This is a genomic window from Gordonia sp. G4, assembly GCF_057770005.1.
The window spans coordinates 2,925,069-2,950,416 of record NZ_CM173442.1 but is presented as its reverse complement, the minus strand read 5'-3'; the positions used below and the strand labels follow the sequence as shown (position 1 = coordinate 2,950,416).

The 25,348-nt window shown below is 68.2% G+C and carries 21 protein-coding genes; 17 read left to right on the top strand and 4 right to left on the bottom strand.

From position 1 onward, the window contains the following. Window positions 1–7 precede the first annotated feature (7 nt). Window positions 8–991, bottom strand: a complete 984-nt coding sequence (locus tag AC3B5T_RS13180) for a BMP family ABC transporter substrate-binding protein (protein WP_055475802.1) — start codon at window positions 989–991, stop codon at window positions 8–10. A gap of 163 nt (window positions 992–1,154) precedes the next feature. Here AC3B5T_RS13180 and AC3B5T_RS13175 point away from each other — a divergent pair, with 163 nt between their 5' ends. Further along, window positions 1,155–1,895, top strand: coding sequence for a GntR family transcriptional regulator (locus AC3B5T_RS13175; protein WP_231632695.1), 741 nt, complete (start codon window positions 1,155–1,157; stop codon window positions 1,893–1,895). Between the two features lie 10 nt (window positions 1,896–1,905). Here the strand turns inward: AC3B5T_RS13175 and AC3B5T_RS13170 are convergent, their stop codons facing one another. Then, on the bottom strand, window positions 1,906–3,285 hold the full coding sequence (locus AC3B5T_RS13170; RefSeq protein WP_055475800.1) for an L-serine ammonia-lyase: 1,380 nt from the start codon (window positions 3,283–3,285) through the stop codon (window positions 1,906–1,908). 395 nt (window positions 3,286–3,680) lie between these two features. Between AC3B5T_RS13170 and AC3B5T_RS13165 the strand changes: the two genes are divergently transcribed. From AC3B5T_RS13165 to AC3B5T_RS13115, 11 genes are all read left to right on the top strand, one after another. Further along, complete coding sequence (locus AC3B5T_RS13165; RefSeq protein ID WP_010843559.1) at window positions 3,681–5,000, top strand: aromatic ring-hydroxylating oxygenase subunit alpha; 1,320 nt, start codon at window positions 3,681–3,683, stop codon at window positions 4,998–5,000. An 8-nt stretch (window positions 5,001–5,008) separates the two neighbouring features. Then, window positions 5,009–6,088, top strand: a complete 1,080-nt coding sequence (locus AC3B5T_RS13160; RefSeq protein WP_055475799.1) for an FAD-binding oxidoreductase — start codon at window positions 5,009–5,011, stop codon at window positions 6,086–6,088. A 13-nt stretch (window positions 6,089–6,101) separates the two neighbouring features. Further along, a complete protein-coding gene (locus AC3B5T_RS13155) occupies window positions 6,102–7,349 on the top strand; it encodes a sarcosine oxidase subunit beta family protein (RefSeq protein ID WP_014925786.1) in 1,248 nt (415 codons plus the stop codon). Window positions 7,350–7,395: 46 nt separating this feature from the next. Further along, window positions 7,396–7,710 (top strand): sarcosine oxidase subunit delta, encoded by a 315-nt coding sequence (locus tag AC3B5T_RS13150; RefSeq protein WP_014925785.1) that lies wholly within the window; start codon window positions 7,396–7,398, stop codon window positions 7,708–7,710. Next, on the top strand, window positions 7,707–10,544 hold the full coding sequence (locus AC3B5T_RS13145; RefSeq protein WP_488357457.1) for an FAD-dependent oxidoreductase: 2,838 nt from the start codon (window positions 7,707–7,709) through the stop codon (window positions 10,542–10,544). Before AC3B5T_RS13150 ends, AC3B5T_RS13145 begins: the two co-directional genes overlap by 4 nt. Continuing rightward, entirely contained in the window at window positions 10,537–11,133 is a 597-nt protein-coding gene (locus AC3B5T_RS13140; protein WP_488357455.1) for a sarcosine oxidase subunit gamma, read from the top strand. Before AC3B5T_RS13145 ends, AC3B5T_RS13140 begins: the two co-directional genes overlap by 8 nt. Before the next feature lie 11 nt (window positions 11,134–11,144). Further along, complete coding sequence (purU, locus tag AC3B5T_RS13135; RefSeq protein WP_010843553.1) at window positions 11,145–11,993, top strand: formyltetrahydrofolate deformylase; 849 nt, start codon at window positions 11,145–11,147, stop codon at window positions 11,991–11,993. 34 nt (window positions 11,994–12,027) lie between these two features. Beyond that, window positions 12,028–14,484, top strand: coding sequence for a GcvT family protein (locus AC3B5T_RS13130; protein WP_488357454.1), 2,457 nt, complete (start codon window positions 12,028–12,030; stop codon window positions 14,482–14,484). Window positions 14,485–14,497: 13 nt separating this feature from the next. Then, window positions 14,498–16,240: a BCCT family transporter gene (locus AC3B5T_RS13125; RefSeq protein WP_488357453.1), complete on the top strand. Its 1,743-nt coding sequence runs from the start codon at window positions 14,498–14,500 to the stop codon at window positions 16,238–16,240. Between the two features lie 77 nt (window positions 16,241–16,317). Beyond that, complete coding sequence (locus AC3B5T_RS13120; RefSeq protein WP_051129829.1) at window positions 16,318–17,133, top strand: IclR family transcriptional regulator; 816 nt, start codon at window positions 16,318–16,320, stop codon at window positions 17,131–17,133. Between the two features lie 64 nt (window positions 17,134–17,197). Next, entirely contained in the window at window positions 17,198–18,292 is a 1,095-nt protein-coding gene (locus AC3B5T_RS13115; RefSeq protein WP_488357452.1) for an XdhC family protein, read from the top strand. Between the two features lie 10 nt (window positions 18,293–18,302). Here AC3B5T_RS13115 and AC3B5T_RS13110 read toward each other — a convergent pair whose 3' ends face one another. Then, on the bottom strand, window positions 18,303–19,034 hold the full coding sequence (locus AC3B5T_RS13110) for an enoyl-CoA hydratase (RefSeq protein ID WP_488357450.1): 732 nt from the start codon (window positions 19,032–19,034) through the stop codon (window positions 18,303–18,305). A gap of 53 nt (window positions 19,035–19,087) precedes the next feature. On the opposite strand from AC3B5T_RS13110, the gene AC3B5T_RS13105 reads away from it, so the two are divergent. The 5 genes from AC3B5T_RS13105 to AC3B5T_RS13085 are packed head-to-tail and all read left to right on the top strand — an operon-like array spanning window position 19,088 to window position 23,432. Beyond that, window positions 19,088–20,281, top strand: coding sequence for an NAD(P)-binding domain-containing protein (locus AC3B5T_RS13105; protein ID WP_488357449.1), 1,194 nt, complete (start codon window positions 19,088–19,090; stop codon window positions 20,279–20,281). 46 nt (window positions 20,282–20,327) lie between these two features. Further along, the gene (locus AC3B5T_RS13100) at window positions 20,328–20,657 is read left to right on the top strand and encodes a helix-turn-helix transcriptional regulator (RefSeq protein ID WP_055475791.1); all 330 of its coding nucleotides are present in this window, start codon (window positions 20,328–20,330) and stop codon (window positions 20,655–20,657) included. After that, window positions 20,657–21,301 carry a hypothetical protein gene (locus tag AC3B5T_RS13095; protein ID WP_055475790.1) on the top strand — a complete coding sequence of 215 codons (645 nt, stop codon included), beginning with the start codon at window positions 20,657–20,659 and terminating at the stop codon, window positions 21,299–21,301. The genes AC3B5T_RS13100 and AC3B5T_RS13095 overlap by 1 nt, the downstream gene beginning before the upstream one ends. Beyond that, the gene (locus AC3B5T_RS13090) at window positions 21,298–22,194 is read left to right on the top strand and encodes an ABC transporter ATP-binding protein (protein ID WP_488357447.1); all 897 of its coding nucleotides are present in this window, start codon (window positions 21,298–21,300) and stop codon (window positions 22,192–22,194) included. Before AC3B5T_RS13095 ends, AC3B5T_RS13090 begins: the two co-directional genes overlap by 4 nt. Continuing rightward, window positions 22,191–23,432 (top strand): ABC transporter permease, encoded by a 1,242-nt coding sequence (locus tag AC3B5T_RS13085; protein WP_055475788.1) that lies wholly within the window; start codon window positions 22,191–22,193, stop codon window positions 23,430–23,432. Before AC3B5T_RS13090 ends, AC3B5T_RS13085 begins: the two co-directional genes overlap by 4 nt. 172 nt (window positions 23,433–23,604) lie before the next feature. Here AC3B5T_RS13085 and AC3B5T_RS13080 read toward each other — a convergent pair whose 3' ends face one another. Continuing rightward, the gene (locus tag AC3B5T_RS13080) at window positions 23,605–24,822 is read right to left on the bottom strand and encodes an IS110 family RNA-guided transposase (RefSeq protein WP_035718379.1); all 1,218 of its coding nucleotides are present in this window, start codon (window positions 24,820–24,822) and stop codon (window positions 23,605–23,607) included. Window positions 24,823–25,348: the final 526 nt, after the last annotated feature.

Genomic DNA, 25,348 nt, shown 5'->3' with positions numbered 1-25,348 from the left:
GTCGGCCTCAGTACGGCGCGACGGAGCCGTCGGCGATGGCAGTTTTCGCGCGCTCGACCGCTTGCGCCACCGCCGGATCGGTCGAGCACACGACGTAGTCGGTGCCGCCCTTGTCACTGGTCAGACCGAACGGGACCTGCGCTGCTTCCCACGTGCCGTCGAGGACCGCTCGCACCGCGTACTCGACCTCCGCGCCGATGTCGGTCTTGACGTAACCGCTGTACACCGGGTTGGTGCAGTCACCCGGGATGGGACCGCCACTGATCTTGTTACCGGTTTCGCTCGCGGCCTGCTCGATGCCCTGCTTGCCGAGGTTCACGATCTGGCTCAGCACATCGGCGCCACCGGCGTAGGCGGCCGCCGCCGCCTGCTTGGCCTTCGCCGGATCGTTGAAGTCGCCGACATATTGCGGCGCGAGAACCCTGACACCGGGTTTGATGAACTCGGCGCCGTTCTCGAAGGCCTTCGCCGCGTTCACGATCGCGGGGAGCTCGACGCCGCCGACGAACCCGATCGTGCCGGCCTTCGATGCCGCCGCCGACGCCGCCCCGGCGACGAACTCGGCTTCGGCCTGCTGGGGGTCGTAGTATGCGAGGTTCTCCATGGGCTCGGCATCGGCCGGGCCGCCGATCTCGACGAACGTCACGTCCGGGAACTGCGGCGCGACCTTGCGCAGGTCGGCGTCGGTCTGCCCACCCACCGAGATCACCAGTTCGTTCTCGGAGGCGAACCGCTGCAGGGCCTGCTGATAGTCGGCGGTCGCGACCTGCTCGACGTAGCTGATGTCGACCTGATCGCCGAGCTCCTCCTCGATCCGGTTGTAACCGGCGTACGCCGACTCCATGAAACCGGTGTCGTTGACCGAGCCGGGGAGGAAGACACCGACGGACAGTGTGCCGTCGTCGGCCCCCGAGCCGGAGGACCCGCAGCCGGACACCCCGAGTGCGAGCGCGCCGGCAGCGATCAATGCGATGGGAAGGGTACGTTTCATGGATCTCTCCTGGTCGGGATGGCTACCTCGTAGCGGTATACCGTTACGAAGAGAATCCGCGCCGTTCATTTCCATCCGATTACGCGTCCGTAAGGGAGCAGTTAACGGTATACCGTTATCCGATCCGGGGGTACGCTGGCCCTCGCCACCAGAAGGGAGCGCCGTGACCAGAGCCGTAGACCGCCGGGAACGCAGCGAGCGGGATCGGAGTGACGCCGTGACGAAGAAGTCGCTGAGCGATGTCGCCTACGAGGTGTTGCGCGGGCGGATCGTCGGCCTCGAGCTGGCGCCCGGCACCCGGCTGGTGGAGCGGGACCTCGCCGTGGAGCTCGAGGTGTCGCGTATCCCGCTCCGCGAAGCGATGCAGCGACTCCAGCAGGACGGACTCGTCGTCATGGTTCCCCGCCGCGGAGCGATCGTCGCGCCGTTCACCGCCGATGATGTCCGCGACCTGTTCGACGTCCGCGAGAGCCTCGAGGTGCTGGCCGCCCGGCTGGCCGCCGAGCGAGCCGGGCCGGACGGGCTCGCCTCGCTCGCCGACCAACTGGAGATCGCTCGCGACGCCACGGCGCGAGACGACAAGCCGGCCATCGCCGCCGCCAACTCACGGTTTCACACGATCATCGTCGATCTGGCCGGAAACCCCCTGCTGGAGAACGTCCTCGGCCCCCTGGAAGCCCGCACGCAGTGGCTGTTCCACCTGACCAAGGACCGAGATCCGAGCGTCCAGTGCCGCGAGCACGAAGAGATGCTCGCTGCCATCTCCGCCAATGATCCCGATCGGGCAGCCGAATCGGCGTTCCACCATGTACATTCCGGCCGCGCGGCCAGCCTGGCGATGGCCGCGCACTGGTCGCGGGGCGTGCTCGACCCGGTGGCGCTGACCAAGAGCCGGCGCAGGTGATCGGCCTACGTCAGCACTCGACCACTCCCAGCGGCACGTGGACTGCCAGTCCCCCGGTCGCGGTCTCCTTGTACTTGGCGTTCATGTCGTGGCCGGTCGATTTCATGGCGGCAATCACCTGGTCGAGACTGACCAGGTGATCTCCGTTGCCGCGCAGGGCCATCCGCGCGGCGTTGATCGCCTTCCCGGCCGAGATCGCGTTGCGTTCGATACACGGGATCTGCACGAGACCGCCGATCGGGTCGCAGGTCAGCCCCAGGCTGTGCTCCATCGCGATCTCCGCGGCGTTCTCCACCTGCGCGGGCGAACCGCCGAGCACCTCGGCCAGTCCGGCGGCGGCCATCGCCGCCGCCGAGCCCACCTCACCCTGACAGCCGACGTCGGCACCCGAGATCGACGCCCCCGACTTGATGAGGCCACCGACCGCCCCCGCGGTCAGCAGAAACCGGACGGTGACGTCGTCGGGGTCGGCCCGGCCGACGGGTGTGTAGCGCCGGGCGTAGTGCAGGACGGCGGGGACGATCCCGGCCGCGCCGTTGGTCGGCGCGGTGACCACCCGACCGCCTGCCGCGTTCTCCTCGTTGACGGCGAGCGCGACCAGGTTGACCCAGTCCTCGGCGTGGGCCGCCGATCGCAACGGGTCCTCACGCAGCAGACTGTCTCGCCACTGCTTGGCCCGACGGCGGACCCGTAGGCCCCCGGGCAACTCGCCGTCGGTGGTGACACCGCGGTGGACGCAGCGCTCCATGACCGACCAGATGTGCAGCAATCCGTCGCGGACGTCGTCGGCCGGCCGGGTGGCCGTTTCGTTCCGCAGAACGACCTCCGCGATCGAGCTGCCCTCGTCCGCACAGATCGCGAGCAACTCCGCCGCGGTCCCGTAGGGCAGGGGCACCGCGACACCGCCGGCCGGTCGGTCGAACTCGTCGTCGGTCACCACGAAACCGCCTCCCACCGAATAGAATCGCGCGACCGGCAGGGCGCCGTCACGGGTGTGCGCCCGGAGTTCCATCGCATTGGGGTGCCGCGGCCGCATGACCTCGGGATGGCAGCGGATGTCGTCGGTCGTGAACGCCAGGTCGACGAGGCCGCCGAGTCGGATGCGACCGGTTCGCTCCATCTCCGCGATCCGGAGGGACTTCGTCTCGGTGGTGATGATCTCGGGTTCGTGCCCCTCCAGACCCAGCAGCACCGCGGTGAGGGTGCCGTGCCCCGCACCGGTCGCGGCCAGCGATCCGTAGAGGTCGACCTCGAGGTGAGACACCGATGGCAGATCGGTCGTCCGGGCCAGTCCGCACACGAACCGCTGCGCCGCGCGCATCGGCCCTACGGTGTGCGAACTCGAGGGTCCGACGCCGATGGAGAACAGTTCGAAGACGCTGACGGTCACGACCGGACCCCGGCCGGACGGAAAGGATGTTCGGCGGCGGCCGACGTGATGTCGGCGCCATCGACTGTGAATGTGTCGAAAGTGGACATTGTTGTACTCCAACCGATCTCGGACGAGTGATGCACTCGACCGCCCTCCCTGCTCCGCCCCGTCACACGTCTGCGGCTCGTGGAGAACAGTCGCACGTCCGGCTTGACAGCGCAAGGCCCAGACCGCACACTTGTTGCACAAGGCGCGGTACGTTGCGTACAGCGCAACAACAACAGCGGATGTCCGAGCCGGCCGACGTCGAACCCGGCCGACTCCGAAGGTCACCCGATCCTCGGCCGAAGCCCATGCGCCGCAACACTTCCCCTCGACCCGACCACGACTGTGCAGAGAGGCCCGCACTGCTGATGACCGCTTCATCCGTCGCGCATGCCGCCGCGCGGGCACCGGAACACGACGCCCGCACCCTGATCGCCGATCGCGTCGCAGGCCAGAGCCTGCCTGCCCCGTTCTATGTGAGCCGGGACTTCTTCGACCTCGATGTCGACGAGATCTTCTCGAAATCATGGCTTTTCGTGGCCACCGAAGCGGAGATCGCCGAGCCCGGTGACTACGTCACGATCACCTTCTCCACCCGGTCGGTCATCGTCGCCAGAGACGACGACGGCCGCGTACGCGCCCACCACAACGTGTGTCGGCATCGGGGAGCCCGCCTGCTCACCGACCCGAGCGGCTCGACCGGGACGTTCGTGTGCACCTACCACTCGTGGACCTACGGCATGGACGGACGCCTGGAGTTCGCCGACGCCCAGGCCCCCGGGTTCGACAGATCGTGTTACTCGCTGCGGTCGGTGCACGTTCGGTCGATCGCCGGGCTCGTCTTCATCTGTCTGGCCGACGACCCGCCGGCAGACATCGACGAGGTCGCCGCGATCGTCGAGCCCTACCTGGCCCCGCATCGCCTCGCCGAAGCCAAGGTGGCCAAGCAGACCGACCTCATCGAGGACGGCAACTGGAAACTCACGATGGAGAACAACCGCGAGTGTTACCACTGCGACGGGCATCCCGAGCTCCTCAACGTCTTCTTCCCGACCTGGGGGTACAGCGACACCGGGTCCATCCCGTCGCGCCTCGGGCCGGTGTACGACCGGTATCGCCGCGTCACCTCCGAACAGGTCGAGATCTGGGACAGCCACGACCTGCCCCATTCGCGGATCGAGCAACTCGACACGCGCCCAACGGGTTTCCATGTCGAGCGTGAAGCACTCGACCTCGCCGGCGAGTCGTTCACCCTCGACGGGTCCGCCGCCTGCGGCCGTCTGCTGACCGACATCGGCGAGGCGCGGCTCGGCCGGCTGTCGATGCATCTCCAGCCCAACATGTGGCTGCACGTGACCAGCGACCATGCGCTGGTCTTCTCGGTCATCCCGATCGCCGCCGACAAGACCCTGGTCCGCACCACCTGGCTCGTCCACCGGAACGCCGTCGAGGGCGTCGACTACGACCTCGAGCACCTCACCGGCGTCTGGGAGACGACAAATCAGCAAGACGCCGACCTGGTAGCGCTCGCCCAGAGCGGCATCAGCAGTCCCGCCTACGTTCCCGGACCCTACGGCCCCTCGGAATTCCAGGTGGAGGCGTTCGTCAACTGGTACGTCACGATGCTCCGCCGTCGGCTGGACATCCCGACCACCGGCACCGGCGCGTCCGACGCCGCGAGCGCATGAGAGCAACCATGGCCGACGACATCTTCCTGCAGTGTGTGTCCCGGACCGACACCACCCGGGACATGGCCACCTTCACGTTCCGGGTGGCGGGCGGATCGCCGCGTTCGGGCCCCGGACAGTCGGTCGACCGGCCGATCGACGAGGTCGACGAACACCGGACCCTCGTCTTCGCCCCCGGCCAGTTCCTCGCCGTCACCATGGAGATCGACGGCCGGGCGGTCCAGCGCTGCTACAGCATCTCCTCACCACCGACGCGACCGGGAAACCTGTCGATCACCGTCAAGCGGGTGAACGGCGGCCATGTCTCGAACTGGCTGCACGACAACCTGGTCGAGGGAATGATGATCGCCGCGACCGGCCCGCTCGGCCGGTTCACCTACACCGCCCGGCCGGCCGAGAAGTACCTGTTCATCTCCGCCGGCAGCGGCATCACCCCGGTGATGTCGATGCTGCGCGCCGTCACCGACAGCGAGTCCCCCCTCGACATCGCTTTCGTACACAGCGCCCGCAACGTCGACGACATCCCGTTCCGAGACGAACTGGAGGAACTCGCACACCGGCACACCAATGTGACCCTGGCGTTCGCGGCGACGCGGATGGCCGCCGAGGACCACGCCGACTGGACCGGCCACCGCGGACGCATCGACCGCGCGATGCTCGAGCGGGTCTGCCCGGACCTCGCCGAACGCGAAGTGTTCCTCTGCGGACCAGGGCGTTTCCGCAGCGAGGTCCGTGGCGCGCTGGTCGCCGCGGGCTCGGAGCTGGCGCGAATCCACGAGGAGAGCTTCGGCTTCAGCCTCCCGGCCGACGAACCGGACACCGAAACCGGTGTCGCGGTAGACTTCTCGCGCCGTGCGCGGCGGGTCACGGTGAGCCCCGGCACCACGATTCTCGCCGCAGCCGCGAAGGCGGGCGTCACCCTCCCGTCGTCGTGCGGAGTGGGTCTGTGCGGATCGTGCAAGGTACGCAAGCTCTCCGGCGACGTGGTGATGAACCACCAGGGCGGGATCCGTCCACGCGAGATCGCGCAGGGCAAGATCCTGCTCTGCTGTGCCGAACCCCTGTCCCCGGTAGTGATCGATTTCTGAGGAACACCCGACGATGACAAACCACCCCGCCGCCACCCTTCCCCCCGGCGCACACCTGCCCCATCACCCCGAATTCCTCTGGCGCGACGCCGAACCCAAGTCATCCTATGACGTCGTCATCGTCGGCGGCGGCGGCCACGGACTCGCCACCGCCCACTACCTCGCCCGCGTGCACGGGATCACGAATGTCGCCGTGTTGGAACGGGGCTGGCTCGCCGGGGGCAACATGGCCCGCAACACCACCCTCATCCGCTCCAACTACCTGTGGGACGAGAGCGCCGGCATCTACGAGCACTCGCTGAAACTGTGGGAGGGTCTCGAGGACGAACTCGGTTACCCGATCCTCTTCAGTCAGCGCGGAGTGCTCAACCTCGCCCACACCGAGCAGGATGTGCGCGACAGCATCCGCCGCGTGGAGGCCAACCGGCTCAACGGAATCGATGCCGAGTGGCTCGATCCCAAGCAGGTCGCGGAGGTGTGCCCGATCGTCAACACCTCGTCCGACATCCGCTACCCGGTGCTCGGAGCCACCTTCCAACCGCGCGGCGGCATCGCCAAGCACGACTACGTCGCCTGGGGTTTCGCCCGTAGTGCGAGCGACGCGGGCGTCGACATCATCCAGAACTGCGAGGTCACCGGATTCGTCACCGACGGCGACCGGGTGGTGGGGATCGAGACCACCCGCGGCCGTATCGGCGCGGGCACCGTCGCGCTGTGCGCGGCGGGCCACACCTCCACCCTCACCGACCAGCTCGGCTTCCGGGTGCCGGTGCAGAGCCATCCCCTGCAGGCATTGGTCTCCGAACTCCTCGAACCGATCCACCCGACCGTGGTGATGTCGAATGCCGTGCACGTCTACGTCTCCCAGGCCCACAAGGGCGAACTCGTGATGGGCGCCGGCGTCGACTCCTACAACGGCTACGGTCAGCGCGGCGCATTCCACATCATCGAACGTCAGATGGCCGCCGCGGTCGAACTGTTCCCCGTCTTCGGCCGGGCACGCCTGCTCCGGACGTGGGGCGGGATCGTCGATGTCACCCCGGATGCGTCGCCGATCGTCGGGGCCACCCCGTACGAGAATCTGTACCTCAACTGCGGCTGGGGCACCGGCGGTTTCAAGGCGACCCCCGGGGTCGGGTGGGCCCTTGCCCACACGATCGCGACCGGTGCCCCGCATGCCGTCAACGCCCCGTTCACTCTCGACCGGTTCGTCACCGGTCACCTCATCGACGAGCACGGCGCAGCCGCCGTCGCCCACTGACCGCAACCGCCGCCGCCACCGCCACCGCCACCGCGAGGACGCCACGATGCAGATGATCCGCTGCCCCCATTGCGGGCCACGCGAAGAGACCGAGTTCCACTACGGCGCCGCCGCCGGCGTCGCGTACCCAGAACGACCCGCCGAACTCGACGACACGGACTGGGCGCACTACCTGTTCTTCCGGCCGAATCCCAAGGGTTCGTTGACCGAACGGTGGTGCCACACCGCCGGGTGCCGCCAGTGGTTCACCGTCGAACGCGATACCCGCACGTACGCCTTCGCCGGCGAACCGGTGCCTTCGCGTCATGCCGCCGGCGCGCCCGACTCCCCCGCCGACCCCGCACCCGGAGCCTCTCGATGAGCACATCCATCCCGAAACCCGATCTCTTCCAGCCCTTCCGAACCGGGGCCGGTGGACGCATCGACCGCAACACGCCCATCGACTTCGTCTTCGACGGGGTCACCTACCGCGGTTACCGAGGTGACACACTCGCCTCGGCTCTGCTGGCCAACGGGATCAGGGTCGTCACCACCAGCGTCAACCTCGGACGTCCCCGTGGTGTCACCGGAGCTTGGGCCGAGGACGCCACCGCGCAGGTGGGCATCGAGTCACCGTTCGTCGAACCGATGGTTCCGGCCACCACCGTCGCGCTGTGTCCCGGTCTCGTCGCCCACGGCGTTCCGGGCTGGGGCAAGCTCAGCAGCGCCGTCGACGATGCCCGGTACGACTCCCTGCACCACCACCCGGACGTACTGGTCGTCGGTGCCGGCCCCGCGGGCCTGATGGCGGCGGTCGCCTGCGCTCGTGCCGGGGCGCGGGTGCTCCTGCTCGACGAACGCGCCGAGCCCGGTGGCCGGATGCCCGCAGCGAGGTGGGTGGCCGCGGCTGTCGCCGAGCTGGATTCCCACCCCCACGTCACGCGCCTGACCCGCACCACCGCCTTCGGCGCCTACGACGACGGCTTCGTGCTGGCCGTCGAACACCGCACCGATCACCTCGGAACCGACGCCCCCGCGCACCTCTCCCGGCAACGGGTGCATCGCATCCGGGCCCGTCGTCTCGTTCTGGCGACCGGCGCTCACGAACGACCGATCGTCTTCGCCGGCAACGACCTTCCCGGTGTGATGCTGGCCGACTCCGGCGGTGAATACCTCGAGCGCTACGGGGTGCGGGTCGGTCGGACCGCGGTGGTCTTCACCGCGTGCGACACCGCGTATTCCACGGCCTTCGCACTCGTCGACGCCGGGGTGTCGGTTCCCGCCGTCGTCGACGTCCGGCCGGCCGTCAGCGCGGACCTACGCGAGGAGGCTCGCCGTCGGGGTGTCCCGATCCTCGCGGGCACCACCGTCAGCCGCGCACACGGCGAGGATGGCGTGACCGGGGTCGACCTGAGCGACGGCTCGTCCCTGTCCTGTGACACCGTTCTGGTCAGCGGTGGGTGGAATCCGGCCGCCCACCTGTGGAGTCAGCTGCGCGGAACGATCACCTTCGACGACCGCGCCGCGGCCTTCCTGCCGACCGGAACCGTGGCAGGTACCGAGATCGTCGGGGCGGCAGCGGGTCTGACGACCCTGACCGAGTGCCTGGCCAGCGGACGGCGCGGCGCGGCGGCGACACTCACCGGACTCGGGATCGGACTCCCGGAACTGCGCAGCATCCCACGGGTCACCGAACGGACCCCCGCCGCGCCCGCGATCTGCTGGTACGTGCCCGATGGACCCGACGGCGGGACCACGTCGTTCGTCGACCTGCAGCGCGACGCGACCGTCGCCGACATCGCCCGCTCACTGGGCGCGGGCATGCGATCGGTGGAACATGTCAAGCGCTACACGACCATCGGCACCGGGCACGACCAGGGCAAGACCTCCGGCATCGTCACCTCCGGCATCGTGGCGGAGATGCTCGGCATCCCCGTGGGCGACGCCGGCACCACCACCTTCCGCCCGCCTTACACCCCGGTGACCTTCGCCGCGCTCGCCGGCCGCGACCGCGGCGATCGTTACGATCCGGTGCGGCGCACCCCGATCCACGACTGGCACCTCGAGCGCGGCGCCGTCTTCGAGGATGTCGGCCAGTGGAAGCGACCGCGGTACTACCCGCGTGGGGGCGAGGACATGCACGACGCGGTCCTACGCGAATGCGCCTCCGTGCGAACGGGTGTCGGCATTCTCGACGGCTCGACGCTCGGGGTGATCGACGTCGCCGGCCCCGATGCCCCGGACTTCCTCGACCTGCTCTACACCAACATGATGAGCACTCTCCCGGTCGGCAAGGTCCGTTACGGCGTCATGTGCGGCGCCGACGGGATGGTCAAGGACGACGGCACGGTGATGCGAACCGCGGAGGACCGCTACACCGTGTACACCACGACCGGCAACGCGGCCGCCATCCTCGACTGGATGGAGGAGTGGCATCAGACCGAGTGGCCGCACCTGCGGGTGTGGATGACATCGCTGACCGATCAGGTGGCCACCTTCCCGGTCGTCGGCCCCCGGTCCCGCGACGTCGTGGGGTCGGTGTTCACCGGTCTCGACGTGTCGAACGAGGCGTTCGGGTTCATGGCGTGGCGAGACACCACGTTCCACGGGGTGCCCGTCCGGATCGGGCGGATCAGCTTCTCCGGCGAGCTCGCCTACGAGGTGAACGTCGGGGCCGGATACGCGCAGGCGGTGTGGGATGCACTTGTCGCCGCCGGTGAGCCGCACGGCATCACACCGTACGGCACCGAGACGATGCACGTCCTGCGCGCCGAGAAGGGATATCCGATCATCGGCCAGGACACCGACGGGACCGTCACGCCGCACGACCTCGGTATGAGCTGGGCGGTCTCGAAGAAGAAGCCCGATTTTCTCGGCAAACGATCGTTCGCGCGCGGGTCGGCGACGGCGCCGGACCGCAAACACCTCGTCGGCCTGTTGCCCACGGACGGCAGCACCCGGCTTCCCGAGGGATCGCAGATCATCGCCCACTGCGCCGACCGCACCCTGCCCCCACCCCCGGTCGCGATGCTCGGTCACGTGACGTCGAGCTACCGCAGCGCGGAACTGGGCCGGCCGTTCGCTCTGGCGTTGGTGAAAGGCGGTCGCGATCTGGTCGGCACCCGTCTCGACGTCCCGATCGGGGACACGCTGTGCGAAGTCGAGATCACCACAACCGTTTTCGTCGATGCGGAAGGAGCGCGACGCGATGGCTGACACCACCGTGCACCTCGCCCCGGGGCCCGACCTCGAACCGGCCGGTCCGCTGGACAACTGGTCGGCACGGTTCGCCGAACTCGCCCCGGTCGTCCGGCTCCACGCGAGCCCCGTCGCGCAGGCGGTCATCCGACCGACCGGGCAGAAGGCGCTGCAACGCCTCGGGCTGCCCGCGGCCTGCCGGCTGCGGAGAACCGAGGACGCCACGGTCATCTGGCTCGGGCCGGACGAGTATCTCGCCTGGGCGGCCGATGTGGCACCGCACGAGTTCGCCGCGTCGATCGCCGACCGCGTGCAGGGCGAGGCCTATGTCGCCGACGCGTCCGGACAGCGCACCCGCATCGAACTCGGCGGCCCCCGGGCGGAGACGATCCTCGCGCACGGTTGCGCGATCGACCTGTCGCCGAGGGCCTTCGGGCCCGACGACGTGGCCCAGACGCTGCTGGCCCAGGCCGCGGTGATCGTGCATCGCGTGCCCGACGGATTCGCGATCTTCGTCCGCAGTTCCTATGCCGACTACCTCGCCGCGTGGCTCGTCGATGCCGCCACCGAGTACGTCGCCGACCCCACTCCCGCCCCGCTCCCGTAGAGGAACCCCCGATGTCCGATCGATTCATCCTCACCCTGCGTTGTCCGTCGCGCAGCGGCGTCACGCACGCGATCAGTTCATTCCTCTTCAGCCACGGCTGCGAGGTGCTCGATCATCAGCAGTTCGACGACCCGATGACCCACACCCTGTTCGTGCGAACCGAATTCGCGTCCGCACTCCACTCCGGCTCCGAGCAGCTGAGCGCGGCCTTCGACCATCTCGCCGCCGGACTCGGCGCCGAGTACTCGATCACCGACCAGACGCCGCAACGGATCCTGGTGATGGTCTCGCGTCTGGGGCATTGCCTCAACGACCTCATCTTCCGGTGGCGGTCGGGCACCCTCGGCGGCGAACTGGTCGCCGTCGCCTCCAACCACACCGACCTGGCACCGATGACCGAGTCCGCCGGACTCCCGTTCCACCACCTCCCGGTGTCGCCGGACACCAAGGCGGCGGCCGAGAGCGCGATGCTCGACCTGGTGTCGTCCTACGACGTCGACCTCGTCGTCCTCGCCCGGTACATGCAGATCATCTCCGACGAGACGTGTGCGGCCCTGCGCGGCCGGGCCATCAACATCCACCACTCGTTCCTGCCGGGCTTCAAGGGCGCCAAGCCCTATCACCAGGCACACCAGCGCGGCGTCAAGTACGTGGGCGCCACCGCGCACTACGTGACCCCGGACCTCGACGAGGGACCGATCATCGAGCAGGAGGTCATCCGCATCGACCACACCCACGATCCCCGGCGCCTGGCCACCGCCGGCAGCGACGCCGAGGCACTGGCCCTGTCGCGCGCCGTGCGGTGGCACAGCGAGAACCGGGTGCTGATGAACGGGACAAGCACCGTCGTCTTCACCTGAACCAAGCCCTCTGCCCGAAAAGGATCGATTTCCCATGGCTGCACCGAAAGTCGTGATCGTCGGGGCCGGCATCGTCGGCACCTCGCTCGCCGACGAGCTCACCCAGCGCGGTTGGACCGACGTCACCGTCCTCGACCGCGGCCCGCTCTTCGCCACCGGCGGGTCCACCTCGCACGCACCGGGTCTCGTCTTCGCGACGAACCCCTCCAAGACGATGACCGAGCTCGCCTCCTACACGATCGACAAGTTCTCGTCGCTGTCGCATCCCGACGGCTGGTGTTTCAACCCGGTGGGCGGACTCGAGCTGGCCACCACCCCGGAACGGTGGGAGGACCTGCACCGCAAGGCCGGTTGGGCGGCCGCACGCGGCGTCGAACACCGCCTCGTCGACCCCGCCGAATGCGCCGCGATGCATCCGCTCCTGGAACGCGACACCGTCCTCGGTGGCCTGCACACCCCGAATGACGGTCTCGCCAAGGCCTTGCGCGCGGTGGAGGCGCAGGCCCGGCGCGCGATCTCGCGCGGTGCCGAGTTCCGCGGCGGGCAGGAGGTCGTCGACGTCGTCGAGGTCAACGGCGAGGTACGCGGGGTCCGTACCGCGAACGGGGTCGTCGACGCCGACATCGTGGTGTGCTGCACCGGTTTCTGGGGCCGTGAGTTCGGTCGCCGGGTGGGACTGACCATCCCGCTCGTTCCGATGGCCCACCAGTACGCGATCACCACACCGGTCGACTCACGCCGCGGGGTCAACCCCGCCCTGGCGGAGGCGACGCTGCCGATCCTGCGCCACCAGGACCGCGACCTCTACTACCGCGAGCACGGCGACCGGATCGGTATCGGTTACTACGGTCACCGGCCGATGCCGTCGAGCGTGGGCGACCTCGATCACGAGACCGAGATCTCGCTCGACGAGATGCCCTCGAAGCTCATGTTCACCCCGGAGGACTTCGACGACGCGTGGCAGCACACGGTGGCACTGCTGCCCGAACTCGGTAACGGCAAGGTCGAAGAGGGCTTCAACGGCATCTTCTCGTTCACCCCGGACGGCCATTCGGTCATGGGTGAGCATCGCGACCTGGCCGGTTTCTGGGTCGCCGAGGCCGTGTGGGTGACCCATTCCGCCGGCGTCGCGAAGACCATGGCCGAGTGGATGATCGACGGCACCCCCGGCGTCGACGTCCACGAGATGGACCTCTATCGCTTCGAGGAGGACGCACTCACCGACGACTTCATCCTCACCACCAGCTCGCGGGCCTTCGAGGAGATCTACGACATCATCCACCCGCACGATCAGCGCGTCGCACCGCGTAACGTGCGCACGAGTCCCTTCCACGACCGGGAAGCCGAGCTCGGCGCGGAGTTCTGGGAGAGCGGACTCTGGGAGCGGCCCGCCTGGTACGAGGCCAATCGCCCGCTGCTCGAGCAGAAGGTCGCCGACGGGTTGCGGATACCGGAACGCGACACCTGGTCGGCCCGCCACTGGTCGCCCATCGCGGTCGCCGAGGCCGCGCACACCCGCAGCCACGTCGCGGTGTACGACATGACCCCGCTGACCCGGTTCGAGCTGTCCGGGCCGGGTGCACTCGCCCTGCTGCAGCACCTCACCACCAACAAGATGGACAAGTCCGTCGGCTCGGTGACCTACACGCTGATGCTCGACGAGAAGGGCGGTGTCCGTTCCGATCTGACCGTCGCCCGGCTCGCAGACGACGTGTTCCAGGTGGGCGCCAACGGCCCGCTGGACTTCGACTGGATCACCCGGCACCTCCCGGCGGACGGGTCGGTCGTCCTCCGTGACATCACGACCGCCACCTGCTGCCTGGGACTGTGGGGTCCGCTCGCCCGGGATGTTCTGGCCCCGCTGACCACGGCCGACCTCACCAACGACGGATTGCGATACTTCCGCTCGATGACCACCACCGTCGGCGCGGTCCCGGTGACGCTGATGCGGGTCTCCTACGTGGGCGAACTGGGTTGGGAGATCTACACATCCGCTGCCCACGGCCGGGCGTTGTGGGACACCGTGATGGCGGCGGGCCGGCCCCACGGCATCATCGCGGCCGGCCGGATCGCCTTCAACAGCCTGCGAATCGAGAAGGGTTATCGATCGGCCGGTGTCGACATGACGATCGAGCACACGCCCGCCGCGGCGGGCCTCGACTTCGCCATCCGCAGATCCGACGCGGACTTCATCGGCGGATCCGCTCTGGCCGAACGCCGTCCGGCGAGCAGGCTGCGCACACTACGCTTCACCGATCCGGCGGCCGTCGTCCTGGGCCGAGAGCCGGTGTCGGTGGACGGCGAGGTGGTCGGCTACATCACCAGCGCCGGGTGGTCTGCCACCGTCGGTGCGTGCCTGGCATTCGCCTGGCTACCGGCCGATCTCGCCGAGGACGTCACCGTCGACGTCGCCTACCAGACCACCCACCACGAGGCCGTCGTCATCGCCGACCCGGTCGTCGATCCCCAGATGACCCGAATTCGGAGATGACCGGAGAGGCACCATGAACGACGACATCAGCACCACACCCACCCGACCACGTATCGACCTGACGGTGTTCGGCGTGACCGCCGCACTCGTCATCGCCTTCCTGGCCTGGGGGTTGGCGGCACCGGACAACCTGTCCGCCGTCACCACCGACATCCTCTCCTGGATCACCGGCAGCCTGGGCTGGTTGTTCATCCTCTCGGCAACCGGATTCGTGGTGTTCGCGGTCTGCCTCGCACTCAGCAAGTACGGCAAGATCCCGCTCGGCAAAGACGGCGAGAAGACCGAATTCCGCACCATCAGCTGGATCGCGATGATGTTCAGCGCCGGGATGGGTATCGGCCTGATGTTCTTCGGCTCGTATGAGCCGCTCTACCACTTCGTCGAGGCGCCTCCGGGGATGACGGCGGGCGACGTCCGGACAGCGATGGCCACCACCATGTTCCACTGGGGCTTCCACCCATGGGCCATGTACGCGGTCGTCGGGCTCGCACTCGCCTACAGCACCTTTCGACTGGGCCGCAACCAGTTGATGAGCGCGGTGTTCGCCCCGATCCTGGGAAAGCAGGCCAACGGCGCGGGCGGCAAGGTCATCGACATCCTCGCGATCTTCGCGACGTTGTTCGGCACGGTCGCATCCCTGGGTCTGGGTGCGCTGCAGATCGGTTCGGGACTGTCCAACGTCGGCTGGGTCGACAACCCGGGCACCACACTGCTCGTGGCCGTCATCGCCGTTCTGACCGCCGCATTCGTCGCCTCGGCGGTGTCCGGTGTCGCCAAGGGAATCCAGCGGCTGTCGAACATCAACATGGTGCTGGCGATCGTGCTGGCGGTGTTCGTGTTCGTGGTCGGGCCGACGGTGTTCATCCTCAACCTGCTGCCGACCACCCTCGGCGCCTACGCCAACGACATCACCGCGTTCTCCGCACGATCCTCGGCCACCGTCGACGCCGAGGGGGAGAGCTGGCTGGCCGGGTGGACGATCTTCTACTGGGCCTGGTGGGTCTCGTGGACGCCTTTCGTGGGGATGTTCCTGGCGAAGATCAGCCGGGGCCGGACCATCCGCGAGTTCGTGATCGGCGTCATGGTGGTGCCGACAACGGTGTCGCTCGTGTGGTTCTGCGTGTTCGGCGGCACCGCCATCCGGGAACAGACCGACGGTGTGCTGGGCTTCGATCCGGCGACCGCCGCGTCGGAGGACACCCTGTTCCAGATGCTCGACCACCTACCGCTGACCGGGATCGCCTCGGCGCTGGCGATGATCCTGGTCGCGATCTTCTTCGTCTCCGGCGCGGATTCGGCGTCGCTGGTCATGGGCACGTTGTCCGAACGCGGGGCCCACGAACCCAGCCGGTCGGTGACCGTGTTCTGGGGCGTGCTCACCGGCGCGGTGGCGGCGCTGTTGCTGGCCATGAGCGGCGGCGACGGACTCAACGGCATCAAGCAGATGGCCATCATCGCCGCACTGCCGTTCGTGGTCGTGATGATCGGCATGTGCCTGTCGCTCTACCTCGACCTGCGCCGAGACCCGCTGATCGTCGCGCGCTCCCAGCTCGACGACCAGGTCGACCGGCACATCCGCAAGCAGGCGGAGAAGATCGGGACCGGTGAGATCCTCGTCGTCGACCCGGCCGCGATCGACCGGAAGACGCGGGGTCGTCGACGAATCCGCCGCCGTGCCGACGCGTCCGCCGACCTCCCGGTATCGGCGACCGGCGAGCCCGCCGTCGCCGTCGCGGAGACGGAGCCGCGCCCGTGACGGGTCCTGGACACCTTGTCGCGTTGCACGACGTGGTCACCGGTCCGGGTGGACGGGCAGGTACCCTGGGCGCTGCGATGGCTGAGGAGAGTGTGGAGATCGAGCGCCCTGCGGGAGCAGTCGATCGGGCACTGCAGGTCCTCGAGCTCATCGGCACCGCCGGTTCGGCCGGGATCACCGAACTCGCCCTCGAACTCGGTGTCCACAAGTCCACCGTTTCCCGGATCGTCTCCGCGCTGGAGGCACGCGGTTTCGTCGAGCAGGTGCCCGACGGCCGCAAGTACCGGATCGGATTGACGGTGGTGCGCCTGGCCGGCTCAACCATGGCGACCCTCGACATGACCAGATGCGGGCAGGACACCTGCGACGCACTGGCCGCCACGACCGGCGAGACCACGAATCTCGCGGTCCTCGCCGACGCGCAGGCGATCAACGTGGTCGAGGCCGTGGGTGCTTCCAATGTCGCGCTGCGGACCTGGGTGGGTCAGGCCTCGCCGGCGCACGCGACCTCGTCGGGCAAGGTCCTGCTCGCCGGACTGTCGGAAGAACAACTGCGCCAGACCTTCTCGGGAGGGCTGGCGAGATTCACCGACCGCACGATCGCCGACGTCGACGACCTCGTCGACGAGCTGCGGACAGTCGACCGGCAGGGCTGGGCGATGGCGGTGGAGGAACTCGAACTCGGGCTGGTGGCGATCGCCGCCCCGGTGCGCGATCACACCGGCACCATCGTGTGGGCCCTCAGCATCTCCGGACCCCGATACCGCCTCGACCCGGACGACGCGGAGAACCTCGTCGCGACGGTCGTGACCGCCGCGGCCGATCTCAGCAAGCTGTTCGGATACCGCGCAGCGGGTTCGGCCAGCGCCCCGGGGATCGCCGAGAAGTCGTGACATCGGGTGGCCGCAGGCCCGCGCGACGTGGCCCGGCAGGCGGAGATCTGGTCCACTGGAGTACATGCGCGACGTCCTGCGGTCCCTGATCGAACTCCTCGACAGCGGTGACGCGCGGCCGGTTGCGCTCTGCCGGGTCGTCGGCACGACGGGATCGGCACCCCGCGAGCTGGGCGCGGCGATGATCGTGACGTCCGACGACACGGTGATCGGGTCGGTGTCCGGCGGATGTGTCGAATCCGCGCTCGTCCACACCGCACGCGACGTCCTGGCCGACGGCGTCGCGGTGGTCGAGCAGTATGGCGTCGACGATCCCGACGATCCCGCGCCGGGTCTCACCTGTGGCGGGCAGATCGAGGTCCTGGTCGAGCGTGTGGCGCCGACCGGCGAGCATCGTCGGCAACTCACCCGCCTGGCCACCGCGCTCGACGACGACGAGCCGATCTCGTGGGCCACGACCCTCACCGACGAACCCGACTGGTATTTCGCCACTCCGACATCGCAGGCGTCCTGGCGTCGCCTCGACCGCGACGTCGCCGACCTGCTCGCCACCGGCCGCAGCGGCCTCGTCGGGGTCGACGACTGCGACATCCCGTCCGACGAACGTCCCCGGACCTTCGTGCAGACCTTCGGCCCGCCCGCGCGACTGATCCTGGTCGGCGCCAACGACTTCGTCCGCGCGCTCAGCTCACTCGGGACGAGCCTGGGCATGCGGGTGACGGTCGTCGACGCGCGACCGGTGTTCGCCACCCGCGCGAGGTTTCCCGACGCCGACGACGTCGTCGTCGGCTGGCCGGATCGCTATTTGGCGAGCGAGATCCGCGACGGACGGGTCGGCGCGTCGACCGCGATCTGCGTGATGACGCACGACCCGAAGTTCGACGTCCCGACCCTGCGGGTCGCACTCGCGTCTCCGACTCTCGGCTTCGTCGGGGCACTGGGATCACGGCGGACCGTCGCCGACCGCAACCAACGCCTTCGCGACGCCGGCATCGACGACGAGCAACTCGCGCGCCTGCGCTCCCCCCTGGGCCTCGACCTCGGCGGGCACACACCCGGCGAGGCGGCGGTGGCCATCGCGGCGCAGCTGATCGCCGAACGCCACCGGGCCACCGCAACTCCCCTCCACACCGGCGACGGGCCCATCCACCGCCGGTAGCACCGCCGGATCAGGATCCGGTGAAACGTGGTGCGCGCTTCTCGGCGCGAGCCGCCCTGCCCTCCCGCACGTCGTCGCTCGCCCACGCACGCAGCATCGCCGCCGTCCGGTCCTCGGGGGCGGCGTCGCGGGCGCCGTCGCCGTTGAGGACGAGCTTGTAATGCTGCAGGGTGAGCGGGGCGAGGTCGGCGATGGTGCGTGCCCAGTGCTGGGCATCGGTGAGGTCCCCGATGCGATTGGCGAATCCGAGCGTGTGGGCGCGGTCGGCGGTCAGCGGGTCGCAGCCGATCAGCATGCCTCTGGCCTGCCCCGCGCCCACCAGCGACACGAGTCGCCGGATCGTCCACTCGTCGACCGCGACACCGATCTTGGCGGCGGGGATGCCGGCGATCGCGTCCGGTGCCATGACCCGGAGGTCGGCCGCCATCGCGAGCTGCAGGCCGGCGCCGATCGCCGAGCCGTTCAGTGCAGCGATGACGGGCACCGGCGCGGCCTCGATACGCTGCAGCGTCCCCACCAGCGTGTCGAGAAAGCCCTTGTCGTACACGGGCCCCGACAGATCGGCGCCGGCACTGAACACGAGTCCCCGGCCCGTCACCACGATGGCACGGGCCCCGGCGTCGAGGGCTGCGTCGAACGCCCCGGACAGGCCCGCGAGCATCTCCTCGTTCAGCGCGTTGCGCTTGTCGACCCGGTCCAGCTCGATCGTGACAACTGTTCCCTCGGTGGTGGAGTGGATCATGGGCCAAACCCTACCGACCGCACCGCCGCGGCTCGGCGTGACAAGGTGGTGACGTGGAGATCTCCCCGACCGGCGCACAGCCCGCCCCCCACACGGATGTGCTGATCATCGGCGGCGGACAAGCCGCCCTCTCGGCGGCCTACTTCCTCCATCGCTTCGGTCTCGGTGATCGCTATCAGATGCTCGACCACGCGCCCGGCCCCGGCGGTGCCTGGCAGTTCCGGTGGCCGACGCTGACGCTGGCCACCGCCAACCGCGTCCACGACCTGCCGGGATGGGGGCTCGTCGAGGCGCTGGGACTCGACTGCGACGAGCTGCCCGCCGCCACCGCCGTCCCCGACTACTTCGGGCGGTACGAGGAGAAGTTCGGCCTGACGGTTCATCGGCCGGTGCATGTGCGCGCCGTTCGCCGCGAGGGGGACGGCTTCCGCGCCGAGCTGGGCGACGGCAGTTCGGTCACATCGAACCTGATCGTCAACGCCACCGGGACGTGGGACCGGCCGTTCATCCCCCACATCCCCGGCGCCGCCGACTTCCGCGGCCGGCAACTGCACACCCATGACTACACCTCCCCCGCCGAGTTCGCGGACAAGCGCGTGCTCGTGGTGGGTGCCGGCATCTCGGCGATCCAGCTGCTCATCGAGATCGCCCGCGAGGCACCCGGCAGCGAGACGTTCTGGTGCTCGCGGCGCGAACCGGTCTTCTCGAGCGGTCCCTTCACCCCTGAGCAGGGCCGCGAGGCCGTTGCGCGGGTGGAACGGCGGGTGCGTGCGGGGCTACCGCCGACATCGGTCGTCTCGGTGACCGGGCTGGCGCTCACCCCGGCGATCCGGGCCGCGCAGCGCGACGGGATCCTCGAATGGCGGCCGATGTTCACCCGCATCACCGAGACGGGCGTGTGCTGGGACTGCGGGACTGCCACACCGGATCACCCGGACAACCATGCCCACCCGGACAGCTCGCACCGCGATGTCCCCTCTCACCTGGACGTCGACGTCATCTTCTGGAACACCGGTTTTCGCAGCGCCATCGACCACCTGGCACCGCTGCGGCTTCGAGCGCCCGGTGGCGGCATCACGATGACCGGCCGGCTCGCGACCGTCGTCGAGGCCGACCCGCGTATCCAACTACTCGGCTACGGCCCCTCGGCGTCGACGATCGGCGCCAATCGCGCGGGACGCGAGGCGGCGCGTGTCGCGGCCGAGTACCTCGGGGCCTCGACACGCCGCGCGTCAACCAGCAGCTAGTTCCCTCCGCTTGACATGTTGTTGTGTTTTCACAACACTAGGGCGGGTGAGTCCAATACGCCGAGGGGAAAAGCTCCCCATCTACAACCGCATCGGCGTGCTACGTGCAGAACGGCAGATGTCGAGAGCCCAGCTGGCCGAGCTCGTCGGGATCAACGTCCAATCGGTGGGCGCACTCGAACGGGGCGACAACTATCCGAGCCTCGACCTGGCGTTCCGGATCTGCGATGTCTTCGACCTGCCGGTCGAGGCAGTGTTCAGTCGGCGCGAGTTCGGCGCCATGTCCGCAGCGCTTTACCGGCGCGAACCGTCCCCGACCTCGCCCGGCGCACAACCCGTCCACAGCATCCACACCGACGACATCGGAGGTGAATGATGACCGATCCGTACTCGGCCATCCCCGAAGAGGCCACACCAGCCCTGTGGCGCCGCTACGAGGAGTGGCGTGGGCAGCGGCACCAGGAGTTCAACGACAAGAACGCCCATCGCCTCACCTCGTGGCGAACCCGGCGCACGTTCCGCCGACTGGTGCTCATCCAGACGTTCTTCGCAATTCTCCTCCTCATCAGTTCGGTCATCGCCTTCTTCACGAACAAATGGTTCCTCGTCCCTTTCATTATCGGGCTGGTGGGGATCATCACGACGCTCTACCTGCTCCGCGTCGTGACCGGATCGATCGCCGACACTCCAGTCACCGCGCTGGACGAGATGCAAGTGGCACAACGAAACTCGGCGCGATCCATCGGCTTCACCGTTTTGTACTGCCTGATGTTCATCCCGTACGCGACACTGATCGTCCTCAGTTTCCGGGACGAGGTGCCCGGGCAGGCCGTCTACGGCGCGGCCGTCCTGCTCATCTCGCTCGTCCTGGCAGCGATCTGCGTGCCCTCCATGCTGACCGCCTGGTGGATGGCCGATCCCGATCCGGAAGATCTCGAAACGTTGCACCGCGAACACACCACCCGTCCCACCACGTCAGCAACGACCACGACCACCGAGAGTGAGGAGAGTGCGCCGTGACCGCACCCTTGATCGTCGACGGGCTCCACAAACGCTATGGAGACCTCGTCGCATTGCGTGACATGACCTTTGACGTCGACCCCGGTGAAATATTCGGCTTCGTCGGGAGCAACGGCGCGGGAAAATCCACGACGATGCGCATCATCCTCGGCGTGCTGTCGGCAGACGCCGGCGAGGTCCGCCTGGGTGATCGCCCGATCGACCTGGATCTACGTCGCCACATCGGGTACATGCCCGAGGAACGCGGCCTGTACCCGAAGATGAAGGTGGGCGAACAACTCACCTTCCTCGCGAAACTGCACGGCATGTCCGCGGCTGAGGCGGAGGACTCCGTCCGGCGCTGGACCGACCGGCTCGGCGTCGGGGCGCGCTACGACGACAACGTCGCCGACCTCAGCCTCGGCAATCAACAGCGTGTCCAGCTCGCGGCCGCCCTCGTGCACGACCCTTCCGTGCTGGTACTCGACGAACCGTTCTCCGGCCTCGACCCGGTCGCCGTCGACGTCATGAGCGACGTGCTCAAAGAGAAGGCAGCCGAGGGCATCCCGGTCATCTTCTCCTCGCATCAACTCGACCTCATCCAGCGGCTCTGCGACCGGGTGGGCATCATCACCCGCGGGGAGATGCGGGCCCTGGGCACCGTCGAGGACCTGCGTTCCCGCGACGGGGTCACCCTCGAGATCAGCGGCCCCCGGTCCGACGTCGCATGGGCCGATGCCCTCCCCGGGGTCCGCGGCGTCGACTACGGCGAGACGACCCGCCTCCTGATCGACCCCGAGGTCGCCGACGACCAGTTGATCCTGTCGACCGCGCTGAATCATGGCCCGGTCCACCGGTTCGCGACCTCCACACCGTCCCTGACCGACCTGTTCCGAGAGGTGGTGTCCGCATGAGCACACTACGAGAAGTTTCGCCCACCCCCGCGGCCACCGGTCCCGGCACCGGCCCCAGGGCGTCTGCCGCACAGGCGATCCGACTGGTGGCCGGACGAGAGATCGCGACCCGCGCCAAGACCAGGTCGTTCGTCATCAGCACCGGCCTGCTGATGGTGGTCATCGTGGTCGGTGCCATCGTCATCAACCTCTTCGCCGGGGGCGACGACGCCGAAAAGGTTGCGGTCGTCGGACAACCGACTGCCGTCACCGAGTCCATCGTGTCCGTGGGCGAGTCGGCCGGGACCACCATCACGACCGAGGCTGTCGACTCCACCGAGGAGGCACGCACACATGTCACCGACGGAGATGTCGCGGCCGCACTGGTCCCTGGCGACACTCCCGGTACCTACGTGATCATCGGCAAGAGCGGCGTCGACCCGGCCGTCGAGGGAGCGATCAGATCCGCTGTCGCACAGGTCAACCTGACCGAGGCACTGGCCGATCGCGGGGTGGACGCGGCATCGTTGCCTGCGGTCACCATCGCGGTGGAGAAGACCCAGCCGGACAAGCCCGACGAGGGCCAGCGCCTGGTGATCGCACTCGTCGGCGTGATCTTGCTGGTGACCGCGATCATGATGGGCGGCACGATGGTCGCCGTCGGCGTCGTCGAGGAGAAGACGTCGCGTGTCGTGGAATTGTTGCTGGCGACGATCAAGCCGCTGCATCTGTTGTGGGGCAAGATCATCGGGATCGGGGCCGTCGCCCTGTCGCAGGTGTTGCTACTGGGTGCCACCGCCCTGATCGCAGGCACCGCGACCGGGATTCTGACGCTGCCCAGCGCGGCGATCGGGATGTTCGCCGCGGTCATCGCCTGGTTCCTGCTCGGGTTCCTGTTCTTCGCCTCGTTGTATGCCGCGACGGGGGCCATCGTGTCCCGCCAGGAAGAGCTCAACTCCTCGTCGGCGCCGCTGACGTTCCTGGCCGTCGCGGTCATGTACTCGGGCATCTTCGGCGCGCAGTCGATGGACTCGACCTTCGTGCAGGTGCTGAGCTGGATTCCGCCGTTCAGCGCGGCGCTCATGCCGATGCGCATCGCGACCGGCGACACCGATGCCGTCCAGATCATCGTCACCTTCGGCCTGATGGGCGCCGCGTGTGCGGCCGCCACCTGGATCGCGGCACGGATCTACCAGCGCTCGATCCTGCGTACCGGTTCGCGCATCGGCTGGGGTGAGGTGCTCAAGCTCGCCCGCTGACCGCCATCCCCGCTTCCTGAGGTGCGAGCGGAGCAGTCCCCTGCTCCCTGAGGTGCGAGCGAAGCGGCCATCCCCCGCTCCCTGAGGTGCGTGCGAAGCGGCCATCCCCCGCTCCCTGAGGTGCGAGGAGCGATAGCGACGAGCCACGAAGACATCCCAGGGGTGCTAGGTGTCAAGCGGCGAGGTTGGTGCGGTGGTTCCAGGCGGTGTGTTCGTTGTAGGGGGTGCGGTGTTTGAGGCAGCCGTGGAGGATGCCGATGAGTCGGTTGGCGACCGCACGCGATGCTTGGCTGTGGGACTTCTTCTGGTCTCTTAGGCTGTCGTAGTAGGCGCGGGCGCCGGGACTGCCGGTCAGGGCGCTCTGCGCCATCCGTAGGGCGGCGTCGTTGAGTCGGGTGTTGCGGATGTGGCGGGCCAACACGACGTGTCCTTTGCCCGAGGCGATGGTCCGTGGTGAGGTACCGGCGTAGTTTCTGCGAGACTTGGCGGTGGCATAGCGTTCGGGGTCATCCCCGAACTCGCCGAGCATCCGGGCGCCGGTGATGTCACCGACTCCGGGCATGGACAGGTAGATCGCGGCGTCCGGATGCGCTTTAAAAGACTGAGCCATAGTGGTTTCGAGTTGAGTGATCTGGGTGTTGAGAGCGGCCAGCATTTCCACGGTCGCGGTGACTGTCGCCGCATAGGCTGCGGTCAGTGTCTCCGGTGCGCTCAGGTGGCCGCCACCGCGTAGAGCCTGCTGGATGTCGCGGGCGCGTTGGTCGGTATTGCGTTGCCGGCCACCCTTTTTCAGGGCTGATCGGATTGCCGCGACCGTCAGTGCCGCCCCTTGTCGTGGGGTTGGAGCGCGTCGTAACACGCTCAGGCAGTCGGTGTGGGCGAGGTCGCCGCCGAAGGCATCGACCGCGGCCGGATAGTAGGCGCCGAGTTGGGAGCGCAACACATTCTGTTGTGCCGAGCGCGCCCACACCAGGTTCTGATGGGTGCGGGCCATCACCGTGATCGCCTCGGCAGCGACAGTATCGGCGGCGACGAGCCGATGGTTGTGCCGGTCGGTACGCACCAGATCAGCGAGGGTTTTGGCATCGGCCTTATCGGATTTGGTGCCCCCGACATGGTGGCGGTCACGGTAGCGCGACACCGACAACGGGTTGATCGCGAACACCAGATAACCCGCACCGACCAGGGCGGTGACCCACATGCCGTGATCGGTTTCGATACCCACCGCCACCTCGGTGGGATCCTGGGCATACCGGGCGATCAGTTCATGCATTGTGGTGACACCGGCAGCGGTTTCGGGTAGGCGGCGGGTGGCCAGGATGGTGCCGTGCTCATCCATCACGCACACGTCGTGATGATCTGACGCCCAGTCGTTGCCCATAAAGATCATGACACTCGTTCACCTCGTCTTCAGTCGTCTCGACGATCTCGATGTGAACCTGCGGGAGTCACCCTGGACGCGGCCTAATGGATCAGTGCTCACCCACATGTTTCGGGGGCACGACATCCCAGAAGCGTTCTAGCGGGTGATCCTCGCCCGGCCGGGCCACGGTCTTCGTGTAGAAATCCGACCACCGTTTCAGGGCCTGGCAGTGGTCACCGACCGGGGAGGCTCACACGACCAGCATCCCCTCCAAGAGGAAGCCGATCCACCCCCATTAGGGCCAGCGAGGCACGTCACCATACCCTTCGTGGCTCGCTTCGCTCGCACCTCAGGGATCAGAATTCGGCCGCTGGCACCCGCGCGCGGTTCTTTCATGGACCACGACGGCCGCCAGGCCGCAGATACTGAGGTGCGAGCGGAGCAGCCCCCTGCTCCCTGAGGTGCGAGCGAAGCGAGCCTCGAAGGGTCGAATTCTCGTCCACCTCACCCTGATTGAAGGGCATATTGCCCTTCGACGATGCTCACGTGGACG